This is a genomic window from Bacillus timonensis, assembly GCF_004799755.1.
GTDB lineage: Bacteria > Bacillota > Bacilli > Bacillales > Bacillaceae_L > Ferdinandcohnia > Ferdinandcohnia timonensis_A.
This window is the reverse complement of sequence record NZ_SLUB01000009.1, coordinates 1-19,781: the sequence shown is the minus strand read 5'-3', so window position 1 is coordinate 19,781 and position 19,781 is coordinate 1. Positions and strand designations below refer to the sequence as shown.

Here is a 19,781-nt window from a genome sequence, read left to right as displayed (position 1 = left end):
GAAAGATATAGGTAGCAAATGTATTCTTGGGAGGGATATCTGTGTCAAAACGAGTATTAGTTGTTGGCGGGGTAGCTGGTGGAGCCTCAGTTGCTGCAAGGGTAAGAAGATTGGATGAAAGTGCGGAAGTGATCATGTTTGAAAAAGGACCTCATGTTTCTTTTTCGAATTGTTCTTTACCTTATCACCTAAGCGGGATTGTTGAAGATAGTGAGAAACTTGTGTTAATGTCTCCAGAAATGTTTAAAAATCGTTACAATATTGAGGCTAGGGTTCATCAAGAGGTTATCCAAATTAACCGCGATAAAAAAACAATCACTGTAAAAGATGTTTTAACTAATAAAACCTATGAAGAAAAATATGATAAATTAGTACTTTCCCCAGGGGCTACACCAATTCGTCCAAACATAGAGGGGATTAACAATTCCAATGTTTTTACGGTACGTAATGTAGTTGATATCGAAAAAATCAATTCATATATTAAACAAAGCAACATTCAAGATATAGCCGTTATTGGTGGTGGCTTTATTGGGGTTGAAGTTGCGGAAAACCTGAAGTTAGCTGGTTATCATGTAACCTTAGTTGAGTTTGCTAAGCAAGTCATGGCACCTTTTGATTATGATATGGCACAAATCCTTCATAAAGAAATGGTGGACCATGGTGTAAACCTTGTTCTGGATGATGGGTTAGCCCAGATTGGTGAGGGACATATTACAACAAACTCAGGTAAGAAAATGGATGCGCAGGCTGTCGTATTGGCGATTGGTGTACGACCTGAAACTAGTTTAGCAAAAGAAGCGGGTCTTGAAATTGGTGAAACGGGTGGTATTAAGGTGGACCACAATTATTTAACAAATGACAAAAATATTTATGCGGTTGGGGATGCCATTGAAGTGTACCATCGATTGTTACACAAGCCAACGAGATTAGCATTAGCAGGCCCTGCCCAAAAACAAGCAAGAGCGGTCGCTGACCATATATATGGAATTCCAAGTAGAAATTTGGGAGTAATCGGATCGTCATCCATCCATCTGTTTGATCTCAATGCCGCTTCAACTGGATTAAATGCTAGAACAGCTGAACAAGCTGGAATTCAGCATGATTATGTTTATCTAATGCCAGGAGATAAAGTGGGGCTCATGCCAAATAGTAATCCGATGCATTTTAAATTAATCTATGAATACCCAACAGGTCGAATTTTAGGTGCACAGGCAATTGGAAAAGGAAATGTCGATAAACGAATCGATGTCATTGCAACGATGATTACGATGAACGGTACATTGGAAGACCTAAAAGACCTTGAATTAAGCTATTCTCCAATGTTAGGTACGGCTAAAGACGTTGTAAATCATGCGGCATTAGTGGGTCTAAACCTTCTTCAAGGTAGATATAAAGAAGTGAAAGTATCACAGGTTCGAGAATTAGTAGAAAACAATGCGTTTATTATTGATGCTCGGGAAAAAGGGGAATATAGTGCAGGTCATTTTAAAAATGCAACAAACATTCCTTTAAGTGAATTTAGGAATAGACTTGATGAAATTCCAAAAGATCAACCTGTCTATGTTCACTGTCGTTCAGGGCAAAGAAGTTATAATATGGTAATGGCTTTGCAACATTTAGGCTTTGACAATGTATTCAATATTTCTGGGTCTTATTTAGGTGTTAACTTGTATGAATACTTTAATGACCTAGTAACAGGTAGAGATAAAATCGTGACTGAATATAATTTTAAATAAGTATAGAGGGTACGATAAGTGCCTAGAGATGATAAACGATTTAGGAGGAAGGACCATGAAAAAATTTACTGCAAAAGAAGTCGAAGAATTAGTAGCAGAGGGTAAAACATTAAATATTATAGATGTACGCGAAGTAGATGAAGTGGCAGCAGGTAAAATTCCAGGAGCAGTCAATATTCCGTTAAGTTTAATTGAATTTCGCATGCACGAACTTGATAAATCAAAGGAATATGTAATGGTTTGTCGTTCCGGTGGCAGAAGTGGAAGAGCATCTCAATTCCTTGAAAATCAGGGGTTCAAGGTGATCAACATGGAGGGCGGAATGCTCGCATGGGAAGGATCCGTTGAATAATTTTGTTGGTAACATTTTGAAAAAACATCAGAAGATCGATATTCAATGAAAGTGATTACTGCAGCGGCATAGGTGTATTCTGCACTGGGGAAAGTCACTGTTTATAGAAAGTAACAGAAAAAATTGGTAGTAAAGTTGTATTGAATTATCTTTCATATTATCTTAATATAATACTTTCAAGATAATTAAATCCAAGATATATGGAGGAGTTAATATATGAATCTTTTAGTAGTAAAAGCTAATAATCGTCCAGCTTCTGAAGCTGTTTCAAGTAAAATGTATGAAACTTTCATGAATAACATTGAAGGTGTAAATGTAACAACTTACGATGTGTTCGCAGAAGATATGCCTTACTTAGGACAAGATTTATTCAACGCTTTTGGTAAAATCCAATCAGGCGAAGAAATGACAGACATAGAGAAACGTATTTTAGCGGCAAAGCAAAAAGCAATGGATGCTGTTACAGCAGCAGACGTAGTTGTTTTTGTATTCCCATTATGGAATCTAACAATCCCAGCTAAATTACAAACATTCATTGACTATGTGTACCAAGCGGGTTACTCATTCAAATATGATGAAAATGGTCAATTAGTGCAATTATTGACTGATAAAAAAGCTGTTATTTTAAGTGCGCGAGGTGGTATCTACTCCACACCAGAAACAGCACCAATGGAAATGGCTGCTACTTATATTAAAAACGTTGCTGGCGGCGTATTCGGTATGGAAATCACAGATGAAGTCATTATTGAAGGTCATGCTTCAGCACCAGATCAAGCCGACAAGATTGTTGCTGAAGGACTAGAAAAAGTTGAAGCCGTAGCTAAAAAATTATCAGGCGTATTGGTTTAAGAACCAAAGGGACGGTTCTCCTGGTCCCTTTTTTGGAAAATGAACGAAGAGGCCAACCCCCTAACAGAACTGAGGGGATGGCCTCTTTTTTATGAATGGTTCCAGAACACTTTTGACTTTAGTCATGATATGAATGGAACCGATTTCCCCTTTACAAATAGGCACATATGTTCTATAATAAAGGTAATCATTCCAAGGGAGGAGTACCGTTTGAAACAGCATAAAGCCTATAAATTTCGCATCTATCCAACGAAAGAACAAGCGACATTAATCAATTAGACCATCGGCTGTACTCGTTTTGTCTTTAACCATTTCTTAGGGAAACAAAAACAAATTGATGCGTATTGGCGTACTGTGGAAGAAATGGTTCAAAATGGTCAACTACCTCAAAACAATTGGAAAGGCGATTTCTTTAACAAATATGAAGCGATTAAAGTAGTAAAAGAACTAAAGCAACATTATACATTCCTCAAAGAAGTAGACAGTATTTCTCTACAAAAATCGGTTGAAATCCTCCATGATGCCTACACCCGCTATTACAAAAAGCAAAATAAAGTACCACGATTTTATATTCTTCAAGAAGGAAAAAGACTCCTAAGTACATAGAAGTCTTAAACCGTAGGAACTACGGGGTTAGCCTGTTATATAACTGGTGGTTACACTGGTGTTCGCAGGAATCTCGTTACTTTAGTGACGAATAGTTCAATTCTTTTTCGTTTTATTTGCTACTTCAATCGCACGGTCGGTTTCCGCAGCTGCTTTATCAAGTACTTCTTGAGGATCCTGACCTTGATATAAGTTTTCTAATGCCGTTACCACTTGTTGCCTTGATTCTGGGAATACAGAAATCAACGCACCTTGTGTGGCGACAGACGGCTTCGTTGCTTGAAGCTGTTCGACCGTTACTTTTAATTGTGGTAGCTCTTCCCATTGATCTTTTACGATTTGTTCTTCATATGCTGCAGGATTGATTGCGAAATATCCTGTCTTCACATGCCATTTCGCTTGTGCTGCTGGAGTTGCCATATACTTCATAAACTCCCATGCTGCGTCTTGCTTTGCTTCATCAATTCCTTTTGACATCCATAAGGAGGCCCCACCAATGATTACCCCATTGCTATCAACCTCATCCGCATGTGGAATGAAAGCAGCACCTACTTCAAATGGAGCCGTTTTAACAGCGTTTGTCGTTCCAGCAGAGGAGTCCATATACATGGCTACTTTTCCAGTTTGGAAGGCAGCACGAATGTCATCCCAATTTGTGCCGAAATTACCAAATGTACCAGCCTTATTCATCTCATCTAAAAACTTGAATACGCGTAATCCTTCTTCCCCATTAAAAACGGCTTTTGTCGCATCATCTGAACGACCATTATCATTGTTTACATATAAACCGCCTTGGGTAGCTACGAGTTCTTCAAAGAACCAGCCGTAGGTTAACATAGAAAAACCGTATTGCTCTGTATTGTCCCCATTTTTCTTTGTTAATTTTTCTGCTGCAGCTTTCACTTCGCTAAAGGTTTTTGGTGGATTTTCAGGGTCTAGACCGGCTTCTTTAAAAGCGTCTTTGTTATACAGCAAAATCGGTGTAGAAGAGTTAAACGGCATTGAATACAATTTATCATCAACGGTATAGTAGTTTAAGATGTTTTTTTCAAGCTGTGAAAGATCATAGTTATCCTTATCTATGAATGATTGCATGGGTTCAATAAAACCACTGTCAATCATATATTTTGTTCCAACTTCAAAGGTTTGAATAATAGCTGGAGCATCATTCGTGCCTCCAACCGCTCTAAATTTAGTTAATGATTCTTCGTAAGTACCTTGGAATTCGGCGTTCACCTTTACTTTATCTTGTGATGTATTGAAGTCATTCACAATCTCGTCAAGCGCTTCTTGACCAGCACCTGACATTGCATGCCAAAAGACAATTTCTGTTGGTCCTGTTGATTCCGATCCTTCATCTTTAGGCTCATTATCTTTATTAGCACTATTCGTGCAAGCCGTGGTAAAAAGTAAGCCAATGATGAATAACACAGCAAAAAACTTTGTGGATTTCTTCACTCTTTTAACCTCCCTCTTATTTTAATGCCCCTTGTGATAAACCTTTCTGTAACTGCTTTTGTCCTAAGAATAATAAAATTAACGTTGGGATAATTACTACCATAACCCCTGCCATTACCACCCCCCAATCTGTCGCCATTTCTTGTGTTTGCAACTGCTTTAAGCCTATTTGTACGGTTCTTACAGAATCGTTGTTTGTGACTAAAAGTGGCCATAAATACATATTCCATGTTGTTAAAAATCCATAAGCCCCCAAGGTAACCAAACTAGTTCGAGAAACAGGAAGGATCACCCGAATAAAAAATTGGAATCTACTTAAACCGGCAACCTGCGCAGCTTCATGCAGTTCCTTTGGAATGGTCTTGAAATGCTGACGCAGTAAGAACGTCCCGAATGCTAGAGCGAAAAAGGGGACATTTAATCCCTGATACGTGTTAATCCAATCTAACTTTTGAATTGTTAAAAAGTTTGGAATCATCGTTGCTTCCCATGGAATCATCATGGTAGAGATGAATAGAAAGAAAACGAAATTTCTACCTTTGAATGGGATGAAAACAAAAGCATAGGCTGCCATACTTGAAACAATTAATTGGCCTAACATTACAGTTGCGGAGACGATAAAACTATTTAATAAATATTTCATCAAGGGTAATCGGTCAAATGCTTTGGCATAGTTATCAAAGTTAATGGACTCGGGGAAGAAGCTTCCTTGTAAGATTTCCTTACTGCCCATGAAACTGATCATGAGTGCATATAAAATCGGAAAAAATACTAAGAAAGCAGCCAATACTAAAAGAACATAAAATAAAATTTTCGTGGGCTTGTTCATTGATAGTGCACCTTCTTTTCTCCAAACTTAAACTGAAGAATTGTAACGATTAAAATCGTAATGAATAAAAAGACTGCTTGTGCACTAGCTGTTCCAAATTGATAGTTGATAAACGCCTCCTTGTAGATTGAATAAACAATAAGGTTGGTAGATTCTGAAGGACCACCTTTTGTTAAGATGTCAATCTGGCCAAACGTTTGAAAGGCATTAATCATCGTGATGGTGATGATAAAAAACAAAGTAGGAGAGAGCATAGGGATCGTAATTCTTCTTAACCGATAAAAATAACCGGCACCATCAATTTTTGAACTCTCATACAAATGTTCATCTATGTTTTGCAACCCACCAAGAATAATTAAAAACGAGAATCCAAGATTAAGCCAAATGGTTGAAATGGAGACAGATAGTAAGGCCCATTCGGGGTCTAATAACCATTGAATGTCCTTTAAACCAAAGATTCCTAAAAAACGATTAAACATTCCAATACTAGGATGAAAAAGAAACAACCAAACAACAGAAGAGGCTGCAACTGAAATCCCCATCGTCGATGAAAAAATCGTTCTGAAAAAACCAATCCCTTTCAATTTTTCATTGGCTAATAATGCTAGAAATAAGGCAAGAATGATGGTTGCTGGTACCGTGTAAAGTACAAATAATATGGTTGCTTTTGTACTTTGTTTAAAGCTATCTGACTCAAATAAATAGCTGTAGTTTTCTAGTCCAACAAAAAGGGCTGCCTGACCTTGTTGATCGGTAAGGAAAAAACTTAAGTATATCGTTCGAAACATCGGATAGAAAACAAACACACTAAATAAGACAATAGAGGGTAATAAGTACAAAAGCGCAGTTCGTGCATTCAGGGACCGTCTCCAAAAACTTATTTTTGGAGGTTTGTATTCTTTGCTGTCTAAAGCAGAACTCATTCGATGATCACCTCACGATCAATCACATAATTTTCAATGTTAGAAGGTGACTTGAGTAACTCATGAGTCTCACCGTCAAACAAACAAATAGAGTCATAGTCTACTGCAATCCGTATGACTTGATTTAATTGAACTTTCCATTGCCCATTCCATTTTGCCAACCATCCCTTGTCCTCTAAAGCAAAAGCGAGGATCGTTTCATTTCCTAAAACCTCAACATTTTTTACTTCTGCAAAAATATGATTCATGTTTGTTGCTTCCTTAACGGCAGGCTTTAAATGCTCTGGTCGAATTCCAACAATGATTTGTTCAGAGGTTAATAGATGTGTATCTTTTTCTGGAACTTTGATAGTAACATGGTCTCCGAATGAAATTTCTCTTTTTTCCTTATGTACAGTTCCCCTTGCTAAATTCATTGGGGGAGATCCAATAAAGGTGGCTACAAAAGGGTTTGCAGGCTGGTTATAGATTTCAATCGGCTCTCCAATTTGTTGGATTTTTCCGTTGTGTAAAATCATAATTCTATCACCCATTGTCATGGCTTCAACCTGGTCATGTGTGACGTAAATCATCGTAATACCAAGCTTTCGCTGGATCTGTCTAATTTCAGATCTCATATGTGCACGTAATTTCGCATCAAGGTTTGATAAAGGTTCATCCATTAAACATATCGGCGCCTGATTCACTATTGCCCTTGCTAATGCTACCCTTTGTCTTTGACCTCCAGAGAGTTCTCTTGGCTTTCGCTTAAGTAATTCTGATAGACCTAGCATGTCTGCTACTTCCGTACAGCGTTTCTTTCGTTCATCCTTTGAAACCTTTTTAACATGTAAACCAAACACGATGTTTTCCTCGACAGAGAGATGAGGATACAAGGCATAGTTTTGAAAGACCATTGAAATATCTCTTTTACTTGGTGGCAATAGATTTGCTTCTTTATCACCTATCTTTAAAACGCCTCCTGTTATATCTTCCAATCCAGCAATCATTCGAAGCATCGTACTTTTTCCACAACCTGAAGGTCCTACTAATACAAAAAACTCTCCAGGGTTTATCGTGACAGTGATATCTGAAATGACTTCTGTTGTCTTATCATAGGATTTCGAAATATTAATGAGTTCGACTTTTTTCATTCGATCAATCCTTTCTTTTACGAAAAAGCTAACTTGGAAATTTTAGGGTTAAATAGTAATTACTTATAAAATATTCATCTGGCAATGTAAAAATTCGAAAATAAGGACAATTGTAAATATTGTTTGTGCGATTTGATTTAGTAACCTTATGAATAACGAACAATTGACTAATAAAAGCCACAAAAAAAGAGCCAGACCCCATCAATCTGGGAAGCTGGCCCTTTCTATTACAAAACGATATGAACAAACACAATAAGAAGTGTAAAAGCAATCAAAGTCATATGTGTATTTCGCAGACTTTTTCCTTTTTTGTTCTTGGATAAAATAAAGCCGAATAGGCTAGCAACTATCATTAATAGAACGGCTGCCAATCCAATAATCCCGTCACTCTCCAATTCCCCTTCACTTCCATACATGGTTATTCCATGAATGATACTTATAGCCAAGGCAAGAATCCCAATTGAGATATGATATTTTCCCAAAAACTTAGAAAGTGAAATAAACGTTTTTTTATACTTTGGATAATGACTGATTAGCCATTTCATGGATCGTCTAATCGGAAAAATGAACCCAGCAGCACCTAGTGTAATGACTGTCCCCCAGCCAACAGCTTTACCTACATCCTCATATATTCCATCCTCGTCATCATCGTGTTCATATGTTTCGTTAAAATCATGGTCTGCCGAAACAGTGGGGTTTCCTACGATTAAGAAACTAAGTGTAAAAACCATAAAAAATGGGAGTAGCAAGATTTTAATGTATTTCATAAAATTCTCCTTCTTAAATTAAGATTTATGGTTACTAGACTAAACTTGGAAAATGAAAAATAACTGAAAAACTAATTGAATGCTTTTTTGTATAAAAAAGTAATCGGTCTTTCATTATTTTTTCAGAAATGATGATTAATATGTTTTTACAAGGAGGCGAAAAGTGTGAAAACAAGAAAATTTGTATGGATCTTATCGGTGGTTTTGCTCTTGTTCATTTTTCATTCTGTCAATATTGTAAAAGCCGATGATGACGATTATGAACGAGACGAACATGAAAGGTATGAACGATACGAAGACGATGATGATGATCATGATGAATGGGAGGAAGAGGGGGAATATGAAAATCGAAACTATATCCAAGAAAATCAGATTCAACCATCTTATTGGAATATTTGGACGAGAGACACCGTTGCTTCTCTACCTGAAACCCTTCCTTTTCAAGAGGCAAAAGAAGTAACAGTTGTACTGAATGGAAAAAGTGAACGTTTTTATATTGTACCTATGGACGGTCAATTGCTCATTTCTGGTGAGAAAATGGCTGAGTTTTTTGGAGCGGAATACACATTTTATCAAGAAAGTAGAATCTTCGAAGCTTCAACTAATCAGGATGAGCTGATTGTTCGTGCAGGTTCCAATGTAGTCTATGAGAATATGGTGAAAACACCGATGCCAACGAAGGCTCAGTACTTTGAGAAGTCTGTCTTTCTGCCAATTTCGGTAATGGCAAATGCTTTCGGTTATAGAGTGAACTGGGATGAAGCTAGCAGTACTATTACGATGAATAAAATCATGTAAGAGGTGATGATAGATGAAAGCGAACAATAAAGCAAAATGGATTGTTGGTATCACAGGTGCTGCATTTTCTGCAATCGTAATTGGTCAAATAAATGATTCCGATGTGGATACAAAGAATTCAACTGCAATGGCTGTTGAAATAAATGATTCAATGAGTGAACGGGAAAAAGAGTTAATCCAGCTTGACTGGAGTGACTTTTCCATTCAAGTAAATGACAATCAAGAGGTGGTTAAACGTGATCGTACCACCAGAAGATCTTAATGAGATTGATTCTGTAGAAGTAAATGTGATGAACACTTCCTTCTATATTGCCATTTCGAATGAGTACAACACGAATTGGAAGGAAACCATTCTTTCTTTTCTCCAATACATGGAACGGGAATTTTCAAGATTTCTTAGCAACAATGAACTAAGCCGCTTGAATGAAGCTAAAAGGGACTCAATCATTGTTGTTTCGCCAATCCTTTTTGACATCTTAAAAAAGGCAGAAGAATATCGGTTGAAAACAGAGGACCGTTTTTCACCCTATCTGTTGATACGGCTAGAGGTTCATGGATATAAGCAATCATTTCCCTTTGAGGTTGCACAACACGAAGAAACGATTCCGAGATTCAAAAATGAAGATAAGCCACTTATTTTTACAGAAGGTTATCAGGTTATGAAAAAGACAGATCAAAAAGTGGACCTTGGTGGAATTGCGAAAGGCTATGCCGTGGAAGCTATCTCAAAGTGGTTGCAGAACCACACGCGTAGCACATATGGAATTGTCGATGGTGGCGGTGATATGGCGATGTGGTCAAAAGGGGATAAAGCATGGACGATTGGAATTAGGGACCCTTTTTATGAAGAAATAGAAATCGGATCCTTTTCGATTCGAAATGGAGGCGTTGCGACATCCAATACCATCTATAGAAGCTGGCTGCAGGGGGAAACCAAGAAACATCATATTTTGGACGGAAGAACCGGAATGCCTACAGTATCAGAGGTCGTTCAGGCAACAGTTGTAACGGAACGTTGTCTAGATGCCGAAATCAGTGCGAAACTATTTTTTATGGACGATGTGACAACAGTAAAATCAGTGCTCTCTAACATCAACCGGAAATTTAGTTATGTTCTTGTTGAATCTAATGGGAAAATAGAAATTGGGGGAAGTAGAGAAAATGAACATTGATTGGCTTTCCACTTGGAGTTTAATTCGTATATCCGGTTTCTTAGCATACTTTCTTTTTACACTCTCAATTGCAGCCGGTTTGATGAACCGTCTATCTCTTTTCAAAAAGCAAAAGCCACTAATGCTTGAATTGCATAAATTAAGCGGGTGGATTGGAATGCTGACAGTTGTTTTTCATGCAACATTACTTTTGGTAGATTCATATATGCCATACACTATCTTTGAAATATTGATTCCATTTTCATCCGAAAATGACCCATTCTTTTCAGGACTTGGAACGATATCCTTTTATTTCTTTTTGGTGACCCTAGGGACTTCAGATTTTTTCATCAAAGCGTTAGGACGTACATTGTGGAAAAAAATTCACTTTCTTGTCATACCCGCATGGATTCTAATGGTCCTTCATGGCATCATCATCGGGACAGACTCTGCCCAACCATGGGCTGCTTTTATATATGGTAGCGGGACTGTACTGGTCATAATGTTACTGGTCTTTCGTTATGTGGAAGGTCTCCTTGAGTCTACTGGTAACAACAAAAGAAAGATAGTGAAAAAAACGCCGTAATACATAACGGCGTTTATTTTACTTGAAAGCTTATCACAAATTCAGTTCCTTGATCTATTTCACTTTTTACTTCAATTTTTCCTCTGTGTGCATCTACGATGGCTTTTGCAATCGAGAGTCCCAGACCTGACCCATCTCTTTTTCTTGATGAATCCCCTCGATAAAACCGGTCGAAAATATGATGGATTTCATCCTGAGGTATACCTGGCCCAGTGTCTTTAATACTAATCACAATTTCTGGTCCATGATTTGCTAATGAACACGTAATTTTACCTTCCTTTGAATATCGAACAGCATTATCTAAAAGGATATAGACCAATTGCTCGATTCTGACCTTGTCTGCCTTCATTGAAATACCATTTTGAATATGCTCTTCAAGCGAAAGATGTGATGGAACAATCCGTCTAAATCTATTTACTAAAGAGTGAAGTAAAAGGGAAAGATCCAACTCTTCTATATCTAATTCAAAATTCTTCTGATCATTTCTTGCCAAAAACAATAAATCATTAAGCAGTTTTTTCATCATTTCAGACTCATTTTTGACATCCTCTAAAATCTCCCTGCCAAATGGACTTAAATGTTCGCTTTCCTCTCTGGCCAGAACATCTATTGAACTATAAAAGATACTCAGCGGGGTCCTTAGTTCGTGTGAAGCATCTGAGACAAATTTTCGTTGTGTTTGAAAAGCCATTTGTATAGGCTTCATTGCTTGCCCTGCAAAAAAATTACCCGCCCAAGCAAATAGGATACTAAACAAGAGAGTGAGCAACAGAAGTATCCAAATAATACGTTGAATTAAGTGCTTCTCATCTGTAATATCCATCCCGATGATTACACTTCCGAGGTTATTTTCTTGAACATGGAGAGGATATTGGATTAAAAGCACATGTGTCTCCTTCAATTCCATTTCTTTCGTAAATTTCATAGGTAATGAATCGAGATCTTTTCTGGTGAGAAATTGCGCTAACCCTTCTACAGTCTCTTCACCCTCTACCAGATTTGCACTGCTATCAAATATATAATAAAAGATATTCTTACCCGGTTGATATTCTAAACGTTCATGTTCACGTTCATCGTCTTTATCAATCCTATGGCCATGTTCCTGTATCTCCTCAACAAAATCGTGTTTTTCCTTTTCAAAAAATCGATTTAACTGTTCGATTTCTTCGTTTTTTATCGCTCCAGAAATAAAAAGATACAGCACCACGATAAAAATACTTAAAATAATCAGAAGTGATCCTGTATAAATGAGGTTGAGTTTTGATTTTACGGGATTAAATTCCATGATCACCCCTCAATTTATAGCCAACTCCTCTTACATTTTTGATGATAGAAGGCTTGCCGGGTAGGTCTACTTTTTTTCGAACGAGCTTAACCAATGCATCTAATGCGTTTTCTGTTACATCCACATCGAATCCCCAGATTCTTTCAATCAGGATTTCCCTAGTTAGAATTTGATGTTTGTTGCGAAGCAATAATTCGAGCAGCAAAAATTCTTTCTTTGAAAGCTCAATCACCTGTCCATTACGTTGCACAACATGTGTATTAAGATTCAACTGCAAATCATCCACAGATAGGATCTCTTCAAAAGGCTTCTCTGTCCGACGCGACAGTGCCCGAAGCCTTGCTGCTAGTTCCTCAAATTTAAACGGTTTGATTAGGTAATCATCTGCCCCGGAGTCCAATCCTTTGACGACATCCGCCAATGCATCCTTAGCGGTTAGAAATAAAATGCTGCCTTTATATCCTTTTTTTCTAAGCTTTTCACAGGCTTCAATTCCATTTAATTTTGGCATCATCCAATCCAGAATAATCACTTCATAATTAGTCAACATGGCATATTCATAAGCACTCTGGCCGTCTTTTACCCAATCGACTCTGAGAAATTCCTTCTGCAGTAAATGAAAAATCAATTTTCCTAGACTTTCATCATCCTCTGCAAATAAGATATTCATTACGTTTTTACACCTTCTTTAATAGCGTCTTTTAACTCTAATAATATCAATTGAATCTGAAAAAAGAGTGAAAAATTTAAGACACTTTGTGGACGTATTCATATACTTTCATTTAAATAGGGTAAACCTATGATATGTGTTAATAATCTCTTAGCCGCTTTAAAAGGGGACAAAAACCAAAATGGACTTTATAACGACATATCTTGATCAACATGGTTACGTGGTATTATTTTTTGCATTATTATTAGAGCTTTTGGCACTGCCTATACCTGGAGAAGTGGTAATGGGGTATACAGGATATCTCGTCTATCAAGGACGTCTTAATTGGTTTTTCAGTATTTTAGTTGCAGGACTTGGAAGTTCGATTGGGATGACCATTTCATACTGGATTGGCTTTAAATTAGGCTCGCCGTTTTTTGAAAAACATGGTCACCGAATCCATCTAGGTCCAGAAAGACTAAAAATGGTATCACAATGGTTTACAACCTATGGAAATAAAGTGATTATGATAGCCTATTATATTCCTGGTGTTCGTCACATTACGGGTTATTTTTCAGGAATTACACAAATACCAATTCGAAGCTATGCACTTTTTGCATATGGAGGCGCATTTATTTGGGTTAGTGTTTTTATTTCGTTAGGGAAAATATTAGGTCCACAGTGGGAGCAGTTTCATGGAGCTGTTAAGAAATATCTAGTGATTGCAGGGATAATTGCTGCAATATTGATAGGTATTATTTATGTGATAAAAAAATACAAAACTCAAATCAAGGAAGGTACGATGGTGTGGATCAATAAAGGAATCGATTTATTTCACACACAAAGACGTACCGGGGTATTTATAGTAGGAATTCTACTGGTTACTTTAGGATTTGTTTTAGTAATGATTGGTATGATACAAGACTATCTCGCAAATGAGTTTGTTGATTTCAATGACATCGTCGTTTTATTAGTACCTCTCATTTTCGATGAAAATTGGGAGCCATTTATGGCAATCCTTTCCAATGTAGGTATGCAGAAAGTACTCATCAGTCTAACAATTGTAACCCTTCTTTTTATATTGTGGAAAGGAAGAGACAAAATGCTAGAAAGTGTGTTTTTAATGATCGTTTTAGTGGGAGGTGAACTTTATGAAGAGAGTTTAAGACGGATTTTTCATCAACTCGCTCCAAATCATGTTAAACAAACGGAACCCATTTCTTATTCCTTTCCTAGTGAACAGTCCTTAATGGCGTTTGTCATTTATGGATTCTTGATATATATGCTCGTACGCCACATTAAGAGTGTTCGGGTTCAAACAGGAGTAGTCATTGGTGCTCTTATCCTTTTTCTTTTTATGGCGATTAGTAGAGTCTATTTTGACATTCAACTTCCAAGTGATATAGTTGCGGGCTACGTTTTTGGAGGACTATGGCTAAGTATGAGCATTTTATTATTGGAAAGTTTTCGATTAATGCGTGTTGTTGCAAGAAGGTAAAAAGTCGTGTCATGATCTTTTGAAAATTGCGGAGAAAGTCCCATAGGTATTGCATAAAATCTGCAAATTTTATTGATAATTTAAGATGGAATTAAATAAGTTTTGGAGGTTGGTAATAGTGAAAAACAAAAAAATGGTATGGACCCTAACATCTTTATTGTTGGTATTCTTTTTGGCAGCATGTGGCGGTAATGATGAAACTACTAATGAAAATGCTGATACTGACTCGGGTGCACATGAGAATATGGATATGAACGAGGAAGAATCTGAAACGAAGGAAGATATGGATCATACAGGTATGAATCACTCAGGTTCGGGCGAAATTCCAGAAGGTTTGGCTAAGGCAGAAAATCCAACCTATCCAGTTGGTACTAATGTGATGATGCATGCTGATCATATGCCAGGAATGAATGGAGCTGAAGCAACCGTTTCGGGAGCTTTTACGACAACAGTCTATTCAGTTACTTATACCCCGACAACTGGTGGTGAACCTGTGGAAAACCACAAGTGGGTAATTCATGAAGAAATCGAAAATGCAGGTGTTGAGTCGTACAAGCCGGGCGATGAAGTGGTTTTAAATGCTGATCATATGGAAGGGATGAAGGGTGCGACTGCAACAATCGATACAGCTAAACAAACGACTGTGTATATGGTGGATTTCACCGATACAAAAACAGGAGAAAAGATAACAAATCATAAGTGGGTAACCGAAGATGAGCTTTCACCTGTTGAATAATGACTATGGATTTACTAAGGGATTGGCGAACGAGACCAATCTCTTTTTTTATGAAGAAATTTCGAAACAACATCTAGAATGTTGTAATTTATTTTTCTTTTTTGAAACTACAAAAAAGAACAGTTCAATCCACAGTTTCTGCAAATTTTTAAATTATACTATTAGAAGGGACTTCAATAACTTAGTTTTTTAAAGGAAGTGATTCATGTGTCCAAAATCTTACTAATAGATGATGAATTAAGAATGCTGCAATTACTAACATTATATATAGAGCATCATGGTTTTACGTGTATTTCAGCCAATTCCGGTGAGGAAGGAATGAAGTATCTCGAACATAATCATGTTGATTTAATTCTATTGGATGTTATGATGCCCCATCTAAATGGTTGGGAGACGGCTGCAGAAATCAGAAAGTTTTCTGATGTACCCATTATCATGTTAACTGCAAGAGATACTAGTACAGACATCGTTAGAGGATTGAGTATAGGAGCCGATGATTATATTACGAAACCATTTGATGAGAGTGTATTAATTGCTCGCATTCAAGCGGTCCTAAGAAGAACGAAACAATCTCCCAAAATTGAAATGTACGGATTGGTTTGGGATGAAAATAATCACTCCCTGTATTTTAATGAAGAAAGTATTATTCTAACTCCAAAAGAATTCGAAATGGTGGGTCTGTTGATGAATAACAAGAATATTGTTTTTAGTCGAGAGAAACTATTAGAAACCGTATGGGGGTATGATGCCAGTATTGAGGATCGAACAGTAGACTCACATGTTCGAAATATACGGGATAAATTTAGAAAAACGGGTTTTCCGATTGAAAGCCATTTAAAAACAGTTTGGGGTATTGGGTATAAGTGGGAATAGGCGTCACAATTATTTCAAAAAATAGTGCCACTTCTTACTTTACATACCTAACAGGGGTATGGTAAGATGAAATCAGGTTAGGAGGTTGTGCTATGGAAAATAAAACCGAAGATGTAGCTTGTCATACAGATTGTGAAACGTCCGGACGTAAAAGCCATCATCCTGAGCGAGTCAAAAAGGATTTAACAAATCGCTTAAATCGTATCGAAGGTCAAATTCGAGGCATTAAGGGAATGATTGATAAGGACGTCTACTGTGACGATGTGATTACCCAAATTTCTGCAACACAATCCGCATTAAATAGTGTGGCTAAAATTCTTTTAGAAGGTCATTTAAAAGGGTGTGTCGTGGACCGTTTATCAGAGGGTGACAACGAGGTTTTAGATGAATTAGTTGTAACTATCCAAAAACTTATGAAAAAATAAAACTTTTTAAGTCATATATACCCCACTGGAGTATGAAACAATATAATAAAAGGAGAGAAAAAATATGCAAACAGTAACATTAAACGTACAAGGAATGTCATGTGGTCATTGTGTAAAGGCTGTAGAAGGCAGCGTTGGTAAATTAGACGGTGTTGATCAAGTAAGCGTAAAATTAGATGAAGCTTTAGTTGAAGTATCCTTTAATGAATCACAAGTTTCTCTTGATACAATTAAAGAAACAATTGAAGATCAAGGATATGACGTAGAGTAAGAGTGCTTCCATAGCACTCTCTCATTTTCGTAAAAATATACCCCTATGAGGTATGAGGGAGGTAGGACAGATCATGAGTACCGAAGCCACAGAAGCTAGTAAGTTGAAAGAAGCGAGTCTACAAATATCTGGTATGACTTGTGCTGCGTGTGCAACACGTATCGAAAAAGGGCTAAATAAAATGGAAGGTGTCGAGCAGGCCTCCGTTAACTTAGCACTTGAAAAGTCATCGATTAAATATGATCCTTCAAAATTGAGTGAAGCCGATTTTGAAAAGAAAATTGAAGCATTAGGCTATGGTGTTGTGAAACAAAAAGCTGAGTTTGATATTACAGGAATGACTTGTGCAGCGTGTGCAACGCGCATTGAAAAAGGGCTAAATCGGATGGATGGTGTTGCAACAGCAAATGTCAATTTAGCTCTCGAAAAAGCAACGATTGAATTTAATCCTTCTGAAGTAGCGATTGCAGACATTATTGCAAAGGTAGAAAAACTAGGTTATGGGGCACACCAAAAGCAAGAGGATAAAGAGCAGGTAGACTACCGCGAGAAGCATATTAAAGATCAACAACGAAAATTCATCATTTCAGCCATTTTATCGTTACCACTTTTATGGACGATGGTTGGGCACTTTTCATTTACATCGTTTTTATATGTCCCAGACTTCTTAATGAATCCTTGGATTCAACTGATCTTGGCGACACCGGTCCAATTTATTATCGGCAAACAGTTTTATGTAGGTGCGTATAAAGCGCTTCGCAATGGAAGTGCGAACATGGATGTGCTGGTTGCCATGGGTACATCAGCAGCCTACTTTTATAGCGTATATCAAGCAATTGTTACAGCAGGAACACATCACATGCCACACCTATACTTTGAAACTAGTGCGGTTCTGATTACACTTATACTTTTAGGAAAATTATTTGAAGCAAAAGCAAAAGGGCGTTCATCTGAAGCGATTAAAAAATTAATGGGGCTTCAGGCAAAAACAGCGATTGTCATTCGTGATGGAGTTGAAAAAGAGGTTCCGTTAGAGGAAGTTGTTATCGGCGATACTATTTTAGTGAAGCCTGGTGAAAAAATTCCTGTTGATGGCGAAGTAGTTGAAGGAGCAACAGCTGTCGATGAATCCATGTTAACAGGTGAAAGCTTACCAGTCGATAAAACGTCAGGTGACGTCTTATATGGCTCAACGATTAACAAAAATGGTTTCATTAAAATGAAAGCAACAAAAGTGGGGCGCGACACAGCCTTAGCCCAAATCATTAAAGTAGTTGAGGATGCACAAGGTTCAAAAGCACCGATCCAGCGTTTAGCGGACCAAATTTCAGGTATTTTCGTTCCGATTGTAGTAGGAATTGCCATTCTTGCATTCTTAGTGTGGATCATTTGGGTAAGTCCGGGAGAATTTACACCAGCACTTGAGGTGTTAATTGCGATCCTTGTGATTGCCTGTCCATGTGCCCTTGGGCTAGCAACGCCGACCTCCATCATGGCAGGAAGTGGTCGTGCGGCTGAATTTGGGATTTTATTTAAAGGTGGCGAGCACTTAGAACAAACACAAGGTGTAGATACAGTTGTTGTCGACAAAACAGGTACGGTAACCCATGGTAAACCTGTTTTAACAGATATATTAGTAGCAGATGGTCAGAATGAAGAGAAATTTTTATCACTAATTGGGGCAGCAGAAAAACAATCTGAGCATCCACTTGCACAAGCGATTGTTGAAGGTATCCAGGAAAAAGGTATTGAACTTGGAAATGTTCAATTCTTTGAAGCGATTCCAGGTCATGGTGTCATTGCAACAGTTTCAGGTCAAGGGATTGTTATTGGTACACGGAAGCTTATGCAACAATACGGGATTGACATCCAAACGGTTTTACCGGAGATGGAAAAATTAGAGATTGATGGTAAGACTGCGATGCTAGCAGGAATCAACGGACAGTATGCTGGCTTAGTTGCAGTAGCGGATACGATTAAAGAAACCTCTAGAGAAGCAATCCGTCGCTTACATGACATGGGCATTCAAGTCATTATGATGACTGGTGATAACGAGCATACAGCACAAGCCATTGGGAAAGAGGTAGGCGTTGATTCCGTTATTGCCGAAGTACTTCCTGAAGGCAAAGCAGAAGAGGTGAAAAAGCTACAGCAACAGGGTAAAAAGGTGGCGATGGTTGGTGACGGTATAAATGACGCACCAGCACTAGCTACTGCGGATATTGGGATGGCCATTGGAACAGGTACGGATGTGGCCATGGAAGCTGCAGACATCACACTCATTCGTGGTGACCTTAACAGCATTGCGGATGCGATCTTAATGAGCCGTAAAACAATGCGTAATATTAAACAAAACTTATTCTGGGCATTCGCATATAACACAATTGGGATTCCAATTGCTGCAGCAGGATTCCTTGCACCATGGGTAGCAGGCGCCGCAATGGCGTTTAGCTCCGTGTCGGTTGTCTTAAACGCATTACGATTACAACGAGTTAAATTAAATAAATAAAGGGACAAGGGGACAGGTTCACTAGCTTTGCATAATTGCATTTATTTTGATAAAAAGTAATATATTTACAGTTAGTTTTTTTGCTTGGGAGCTAAAACAACAATCATGAATAAAATTGTTGTTTGTTCCCATTTTTTGGTATTTTCTTTACTTTATTTTCCTTTTAATACGTTTCTTTTTCTCACCAATTAGCGCAACACTTCCGTAGAATATTTCTTTCGTCGGTTTATCTGGAACCTTTTGTCTTCCTTTTGATGTCTTTACTGGTTTATATTCTAATGCAGAGATAAACTTTTCCCATGTTTTATCGAAATACACTCGAATATTTGTAAGAATAAACTTCTGGC

The 19,781-nt window shown here is 37.6% G+C and carries 20 protein-coding genes and 2 pseudogenes; 14 read left to right on the top strand and 8 right to left on the bottom strand.

Annotated elements, in window-relative coordinates:
- Window positions 1-41 precede the first annotated feature (41 nt).
- The 4 genes and pseudogenes from E1I69_RS07265 to E1I69_RS25435 form a co-directional block, all read left to right on the top strand.
- Window positions 42-1,736: an FAD-dependent oxidoreductase gene (locus E1I69_RS07265; RefSeq protein ID WP_136378943.1), complete on the top strand. Its 1,695-nt coding sequence runs from the start codon at window positions 42-44 to the stop codon at window positions 1,734-1,736.
- A gap of 55 nt (window positions 1,737-1,791) precedes the next feature.
- Window positions 1,792-2,088 carry a rhodanese-like domain-containing protein gene (locus E1I69_RS07260; RefSeq protein WP_136378942.1) on the top strand — a complete coding sequence of 99 codons (297 nt, stop codon included), beginning with the start codon at window positions 1,792-1,794 and terminating at the stop codon, window positions 2,086-2,088.
- Window positions 2,089-2,304: 216 nt separating this feature from the next.
- Window positions 2,305-2,937 (top strand): FMN-dependent NADH-azoreductase, encoded by a 633-nt coding sequence (locus E1I69_RS07255; RefSeq protein ID WP_136378941.1) that lies wholly within the window; start codon window positions 2,305-2,307, stop codon window positions 2,935-2,937.
- 210 nt (window positions 2,938-3,147) lie between these two features.
- A pseudogene (locus tag E1I69_RS25435) lies at window positions 3,148-3,504 on the top strand (helix-turn-helix domain-containing protein); the annotation flags it as partial.
- Between the two features lie 135 nt (window positions 3,505-3,639).
- Here E1I69_RS25435 and E1I69_RS07245 read toward each other — a convergent pair.
- From E1I69_RS07245 to E1I69_RS07225, 5 genes are all read right to left on the bottom strand, one after another.
- Complete coding sequence (locus E1I69_RS07245; RefSeq protein ID WP_431731866.1) at window positions 3,640-5,001, bottom strand: ABC transporter substrate-binding protein; 1,362 nt, start codon at window positions 4,999-5,001, stop codon at window positions 3,640-3,642.
- Window positions 5,002-5,017: 16 nt separating this feature from the next.
- Entirely contained in the window at window positions 5,018-5,830 is an 813-nt protein-coding gene (locus E1I69_RS07240; protein ID WP_136378940.1) for a carbohydrate ABC transporter permease, read from the bottom strand.
- Entirely contained in the window at window positions 5,827-6,753 is a 927-nt protein-coding gene (locus tag E1I69_RS07235) for a carbohydrate ABC transporter permease (protein WP_136378939.1), read from the bottom strand. Before E1I69_RS07235 ends, E1I69_RS07240 begins: the two co-directional genes overlap by 4 nt.
- Window positions 6,750-7,886, bottom strand: coding sequence for an ABC transporter ATP-binding protein (locus E1I69_RS07230; RefSeq protein WP_136378938.1), 1,137 nt, complete (start codon window positions 7,884-7,886; stop codon window positions 6,750-6,752). Before E1I69_RS07230 ends, E1I69_RS07235 begins: the two co-directional genes overlap by 4 nt.
- 227 nt (window positions 7,887-8,113) lie before the next feature.
- A complete protein-coding gene (locus E1I69_RS07225; RefSeq protein WP_136378937.1) occupies window positions 8,114-8,653 on the bottom strand; it encodes a hypothetical protein in 540 nt (179 codons plus the stop codon).
- 165 nt (window positions 8,654-8,818) lie between these two features.
- Between E1I69_RS07225 and E1I69_RS07220 the strand changes: the two genes are divergently transcribed.
- Genes E1I69_RS07220 through E1I69_RS07205 form a run of 4 tightly spaced genes read left to right on the top strand, consistent with a single transcriptional unit; the run spans window position 8,819 to window position 11,188 of the window.
- Window positions 8,819-9,451: a copper amine oxidase N-terminal domain-containing protein gene (locus E1I69_RS07220; protein WP_136378936.1), complete on the top strand. Its 633-nt coding sequence runs from the start codon at window positions 8,819-8,821 to the stop codon at window positions 9,449-9,451.
- Window positions 9,452-9,464: 13 nt separating this feature from the next.
- Window positions 9,465-9,713 carry a hypothetical protein gene (locus E1I69_RS07215; RefSeq protein ID WP_136378935.1) on the top strand — a complete coding sequence of 83 codons (249 nt, stop codon included), beginning with the start codon at window positions 9,465-9,467 and terminating at the stop codon, window positions 9,711-9,713.
- On the top strand, window positions 9,688-10,623 hold the full coding sequence (locus E1I69_RS07210; RefSeq protein WP_161974854.1) for an FAD:protein FMN transferase: 936 nt from the start codon (window positions 9,688-9,690) through the stop codon (window positions 10,621-10,623). Before E1I69_RS07215 ends, E1I69_RS07210 begins: the two co-directional genes overlap by 26 nt.
- Window positions 10,613-11,188, top strand: a complete 576-nt coding sequence (locus E1I69_RS07205) for a ferric reductase-like transmembrane domain-containing protein (RefSeq protein WP_136378933.1) — start codon at window positions 10,613-10,615, stop codon at window positions 11,186-11,188. The genes E1I69_RS07210 and E1I69_RS07205 overlap by 11 nt, the downstream gene beginning before the upstream one ends.
- 13 nt (window positions 11,189-11,201) lie before the next feature.
- Here E1I69_RS07205 and E1I69_RS07200 read toward each other — a convergent pair whose 3' ends face one another.
- Complete coding sequence (locus E1I69_RS07200) at window positions 11,202-12,473, bottom strand: sensor histidine kinase (protein ID WP_136378932.1); 1,272 nt, start codon at window positions 12,471-12,473, stop codon at window positions 11,202-11,204.
- Window positions 12,463-13,143 (bottom strand): response regulator transcription factor, encoded by a 681-nt coding sequence (locus tag E1I69_RS07195; RefSeq protein WP_136378931.1) that lies wholly within the window; start codon window positions 13,141-13,143, stop codon window positions 12,463-12,465. The genes E1I69_RS07200 and E1I69_RS07195 overlap by 11 nt, the downstream gene beginning before the upstream one ends.
- A 181-nt stretch (window positions 13,144-13,324) precedes the next feature.
- Here E1I69_RS07195 and E1I69_RS07190 point away from each other — a divergent pair, with 181 nt between their 5' ends.
- The 6 genes from E1I69_RS07190 (at window position 13,325) to E1I69_RS07165 (ending at window position 19,434) form a co-directional block, all read left to right on the top strand.
- Window positions 13,325-14,620: a bifunctional DedA family/phosphatase PAP2 family protein gene (locus tag E1I69_RS07190; RefSeq protein ID WP_136378930.1), complete on the top strand. Its 1,296-nt coding sequence runs from the start codon at window positions 13,325-13,327 to the stop codon at window positions 14,618-14,620.
- Window positions 14,621-14,738: 118 nt separating this feature from the next.
- Window positions 14,739-15,356 (top strand): YdhK family protein, encoded by a 618-nt coding sequence (locus tag E1I69_RS07185; RefSeq protein ID WP_136378929.1) that lies wholly within the window; start codon window positions 14,739-14,741, stop codon window positions 15,354-15,356.
- A 207-nt stretch (window positions 15,357-15,563) separates the two neighbouring features.
- The gene (locus E1I69_RS07180; protein ID WP_136378928.1) at window positions 15,564-16,229 is read left to right on the top strand and encodes a response regulator transcription factor; all 666 of its coding nucleotides are present in this window, start codon (window positions 15,564-15,566) and stop codon (window positions 16,227-16,229) included.
- A 92-nt stretch (window positions 16,230-16,321) separates the two neighbouring features.
- The gene (locus E1I69_RS07175) at window positions 16,322-16,654 is read left to right on the top strand and encodes a metal-sensitive transcriptional regulator (protein ID WP_136378927.1); all 333 of its coding nucleotides are present in this window, start codon (window positions 16,322-16,324) and stop codon (window positions 16,652-16,654) included.
- A 64-nt stretch (window positions 16,655-16,718) separates the two neighbouring features.
- Window positions 16,719-16,925, top strand: coding sequence for a copper chaperone CopZ (gene copZ, locus E1I69_RS07170; protein ID WP_136378926.1), 207 nt, complete (start codon window positions 16,719-16,721; stop codon window positions 16,923-16,925).
- Between the two features lie 73 nt (window positions 16,926-16,998).
- Window positions 16,999-19,434 carry a heavy metal translocating P-type ATPase gene (locus tag E1I69_RS07165; RefSeq protein ID WP_136378925.1) on the top strand — a complete coding sequence of 812 codons (2,436 nt, stop codon included), beginning with the start codon at window positions 16,999-17,001 and terminating at the stop codon, window positions 19,432-19,434.
- Window positions 19,435-19,581: 147 nt separating this feature from the next.
- Here E1I69_RS07165 and E1I69_RS24370 read toward each other — a convergent pair.
- Window positions 19,582-19,781 (bottom strand): annotated as a pseudogene (locus tag E1I69_RS24370) (hypothetical protein); the annotation flags it as partial.

What these genes read in the sequence shown, in the direction of transcription:
- E1I69_RS07260 (WP_136378942.1), top strand. Translation starts at nt 1,792, where the DNA reads ATGAAAAAATTTACTGCAAAAGAAGTCGAAGAATTAGTAGCAGAGGGT.
- E1I69_RS07255 (WP_136378941.1), top strand. Translation starts at nt 2,305, where the DNA reads ATGAATCTTTTAGTAGTAAAAGCTAATAATCGTCCAGCTTCTGAAGCT.
- E1I69_RS07240 (WP_136378940.1), bottom strand. Translation starts at nt 5,830, where the DNA reads ATGAACAAGCCCACGAAAATTTTATTTTATGTTCTTTTAGTATTGGCT.
- E1I69_RS07235 (WP_136378939.1), bottom strand. Translation starts at nt 6,753, where the DNA reads ATGAGTTCTGCTTTAGACAGCAAAGAATACAAACCTCCAAAAATAAGT.
- E1I69_RS07230 (WP_136378938.1), bottom strand. Translation starts at nt 7,886, where the DNA reads ATGAAAAAAGTCGAACTCATTAATATTTCGAAATCCTATGATAAGACA.
- E1I69_RS07225 (WP_136378937.1), bottom strand. Translation starts at nt 8,653, where the DNA reads ATGAAATACATTAAAATCTTGCTACTCCCATTTTTTATGGTTTTTACA.
- E1I69_RS07215 (WP_136378935.1), top strand. Translation starts at nt 9,465, where the DNA reads ATGAAAGCGAACAATAAAGCAAAATGGATTGTTGGTATCACAGGTGCT.
- E1I69_RS07205 (WP_136378933.1), top strand. Translation starts at nt 10,613, where the DNA reads ATGAACATTGATTGGCTTTCCACTTGGAGTTTAATTCGTATATCCGGT.
- E1I69_RS07200 (WP_136378932.1), bottom strand. Translation starts at nt 12,473, where the DNA reads ATGGAATTTAATCCCGTAAAATCAAAACTCAACCTCATTTATACAGGA.
- E1I69_RS07195 (WP_136378931.1), bottom strand. Translation starts at nt 13,143, where the DNA reads ATGAATATCTTATTTGCAGAGGATGATGAAAGTCTAGGAAAATTGATT.
- E1I69_RS07190 (WP_136378930.1), top strand. Translation starts at nt 13,325, where the DNA reads ATGGACTTTATAACGACATATCTTGATCAACATGGTTACGTGGTATTA.
- E1I69_RS07175 (WP_136378927.1), top strand. Translation starts at nt 16,322, where the DNA reads ATGGAAAATAAAACCGAAGATGTAGCTTGTCATACAGATTGTGAAACG.
- copZ (WP_136378926.1), top strand. Translation starts at nt 16,719, where the DNA reads ATGCAAACAGTAACATTAAACGTACAAGGAATGTCATGTGGTCATTGT.
- E1I69_RS07165 (WP_136378925.1), top strand. Translation starts at nt 16,999, where the DNA reads ATGAGTACCGAAGCCACAGAAGCTAGTAAGTTGAAAGAAGCGAGTCTA.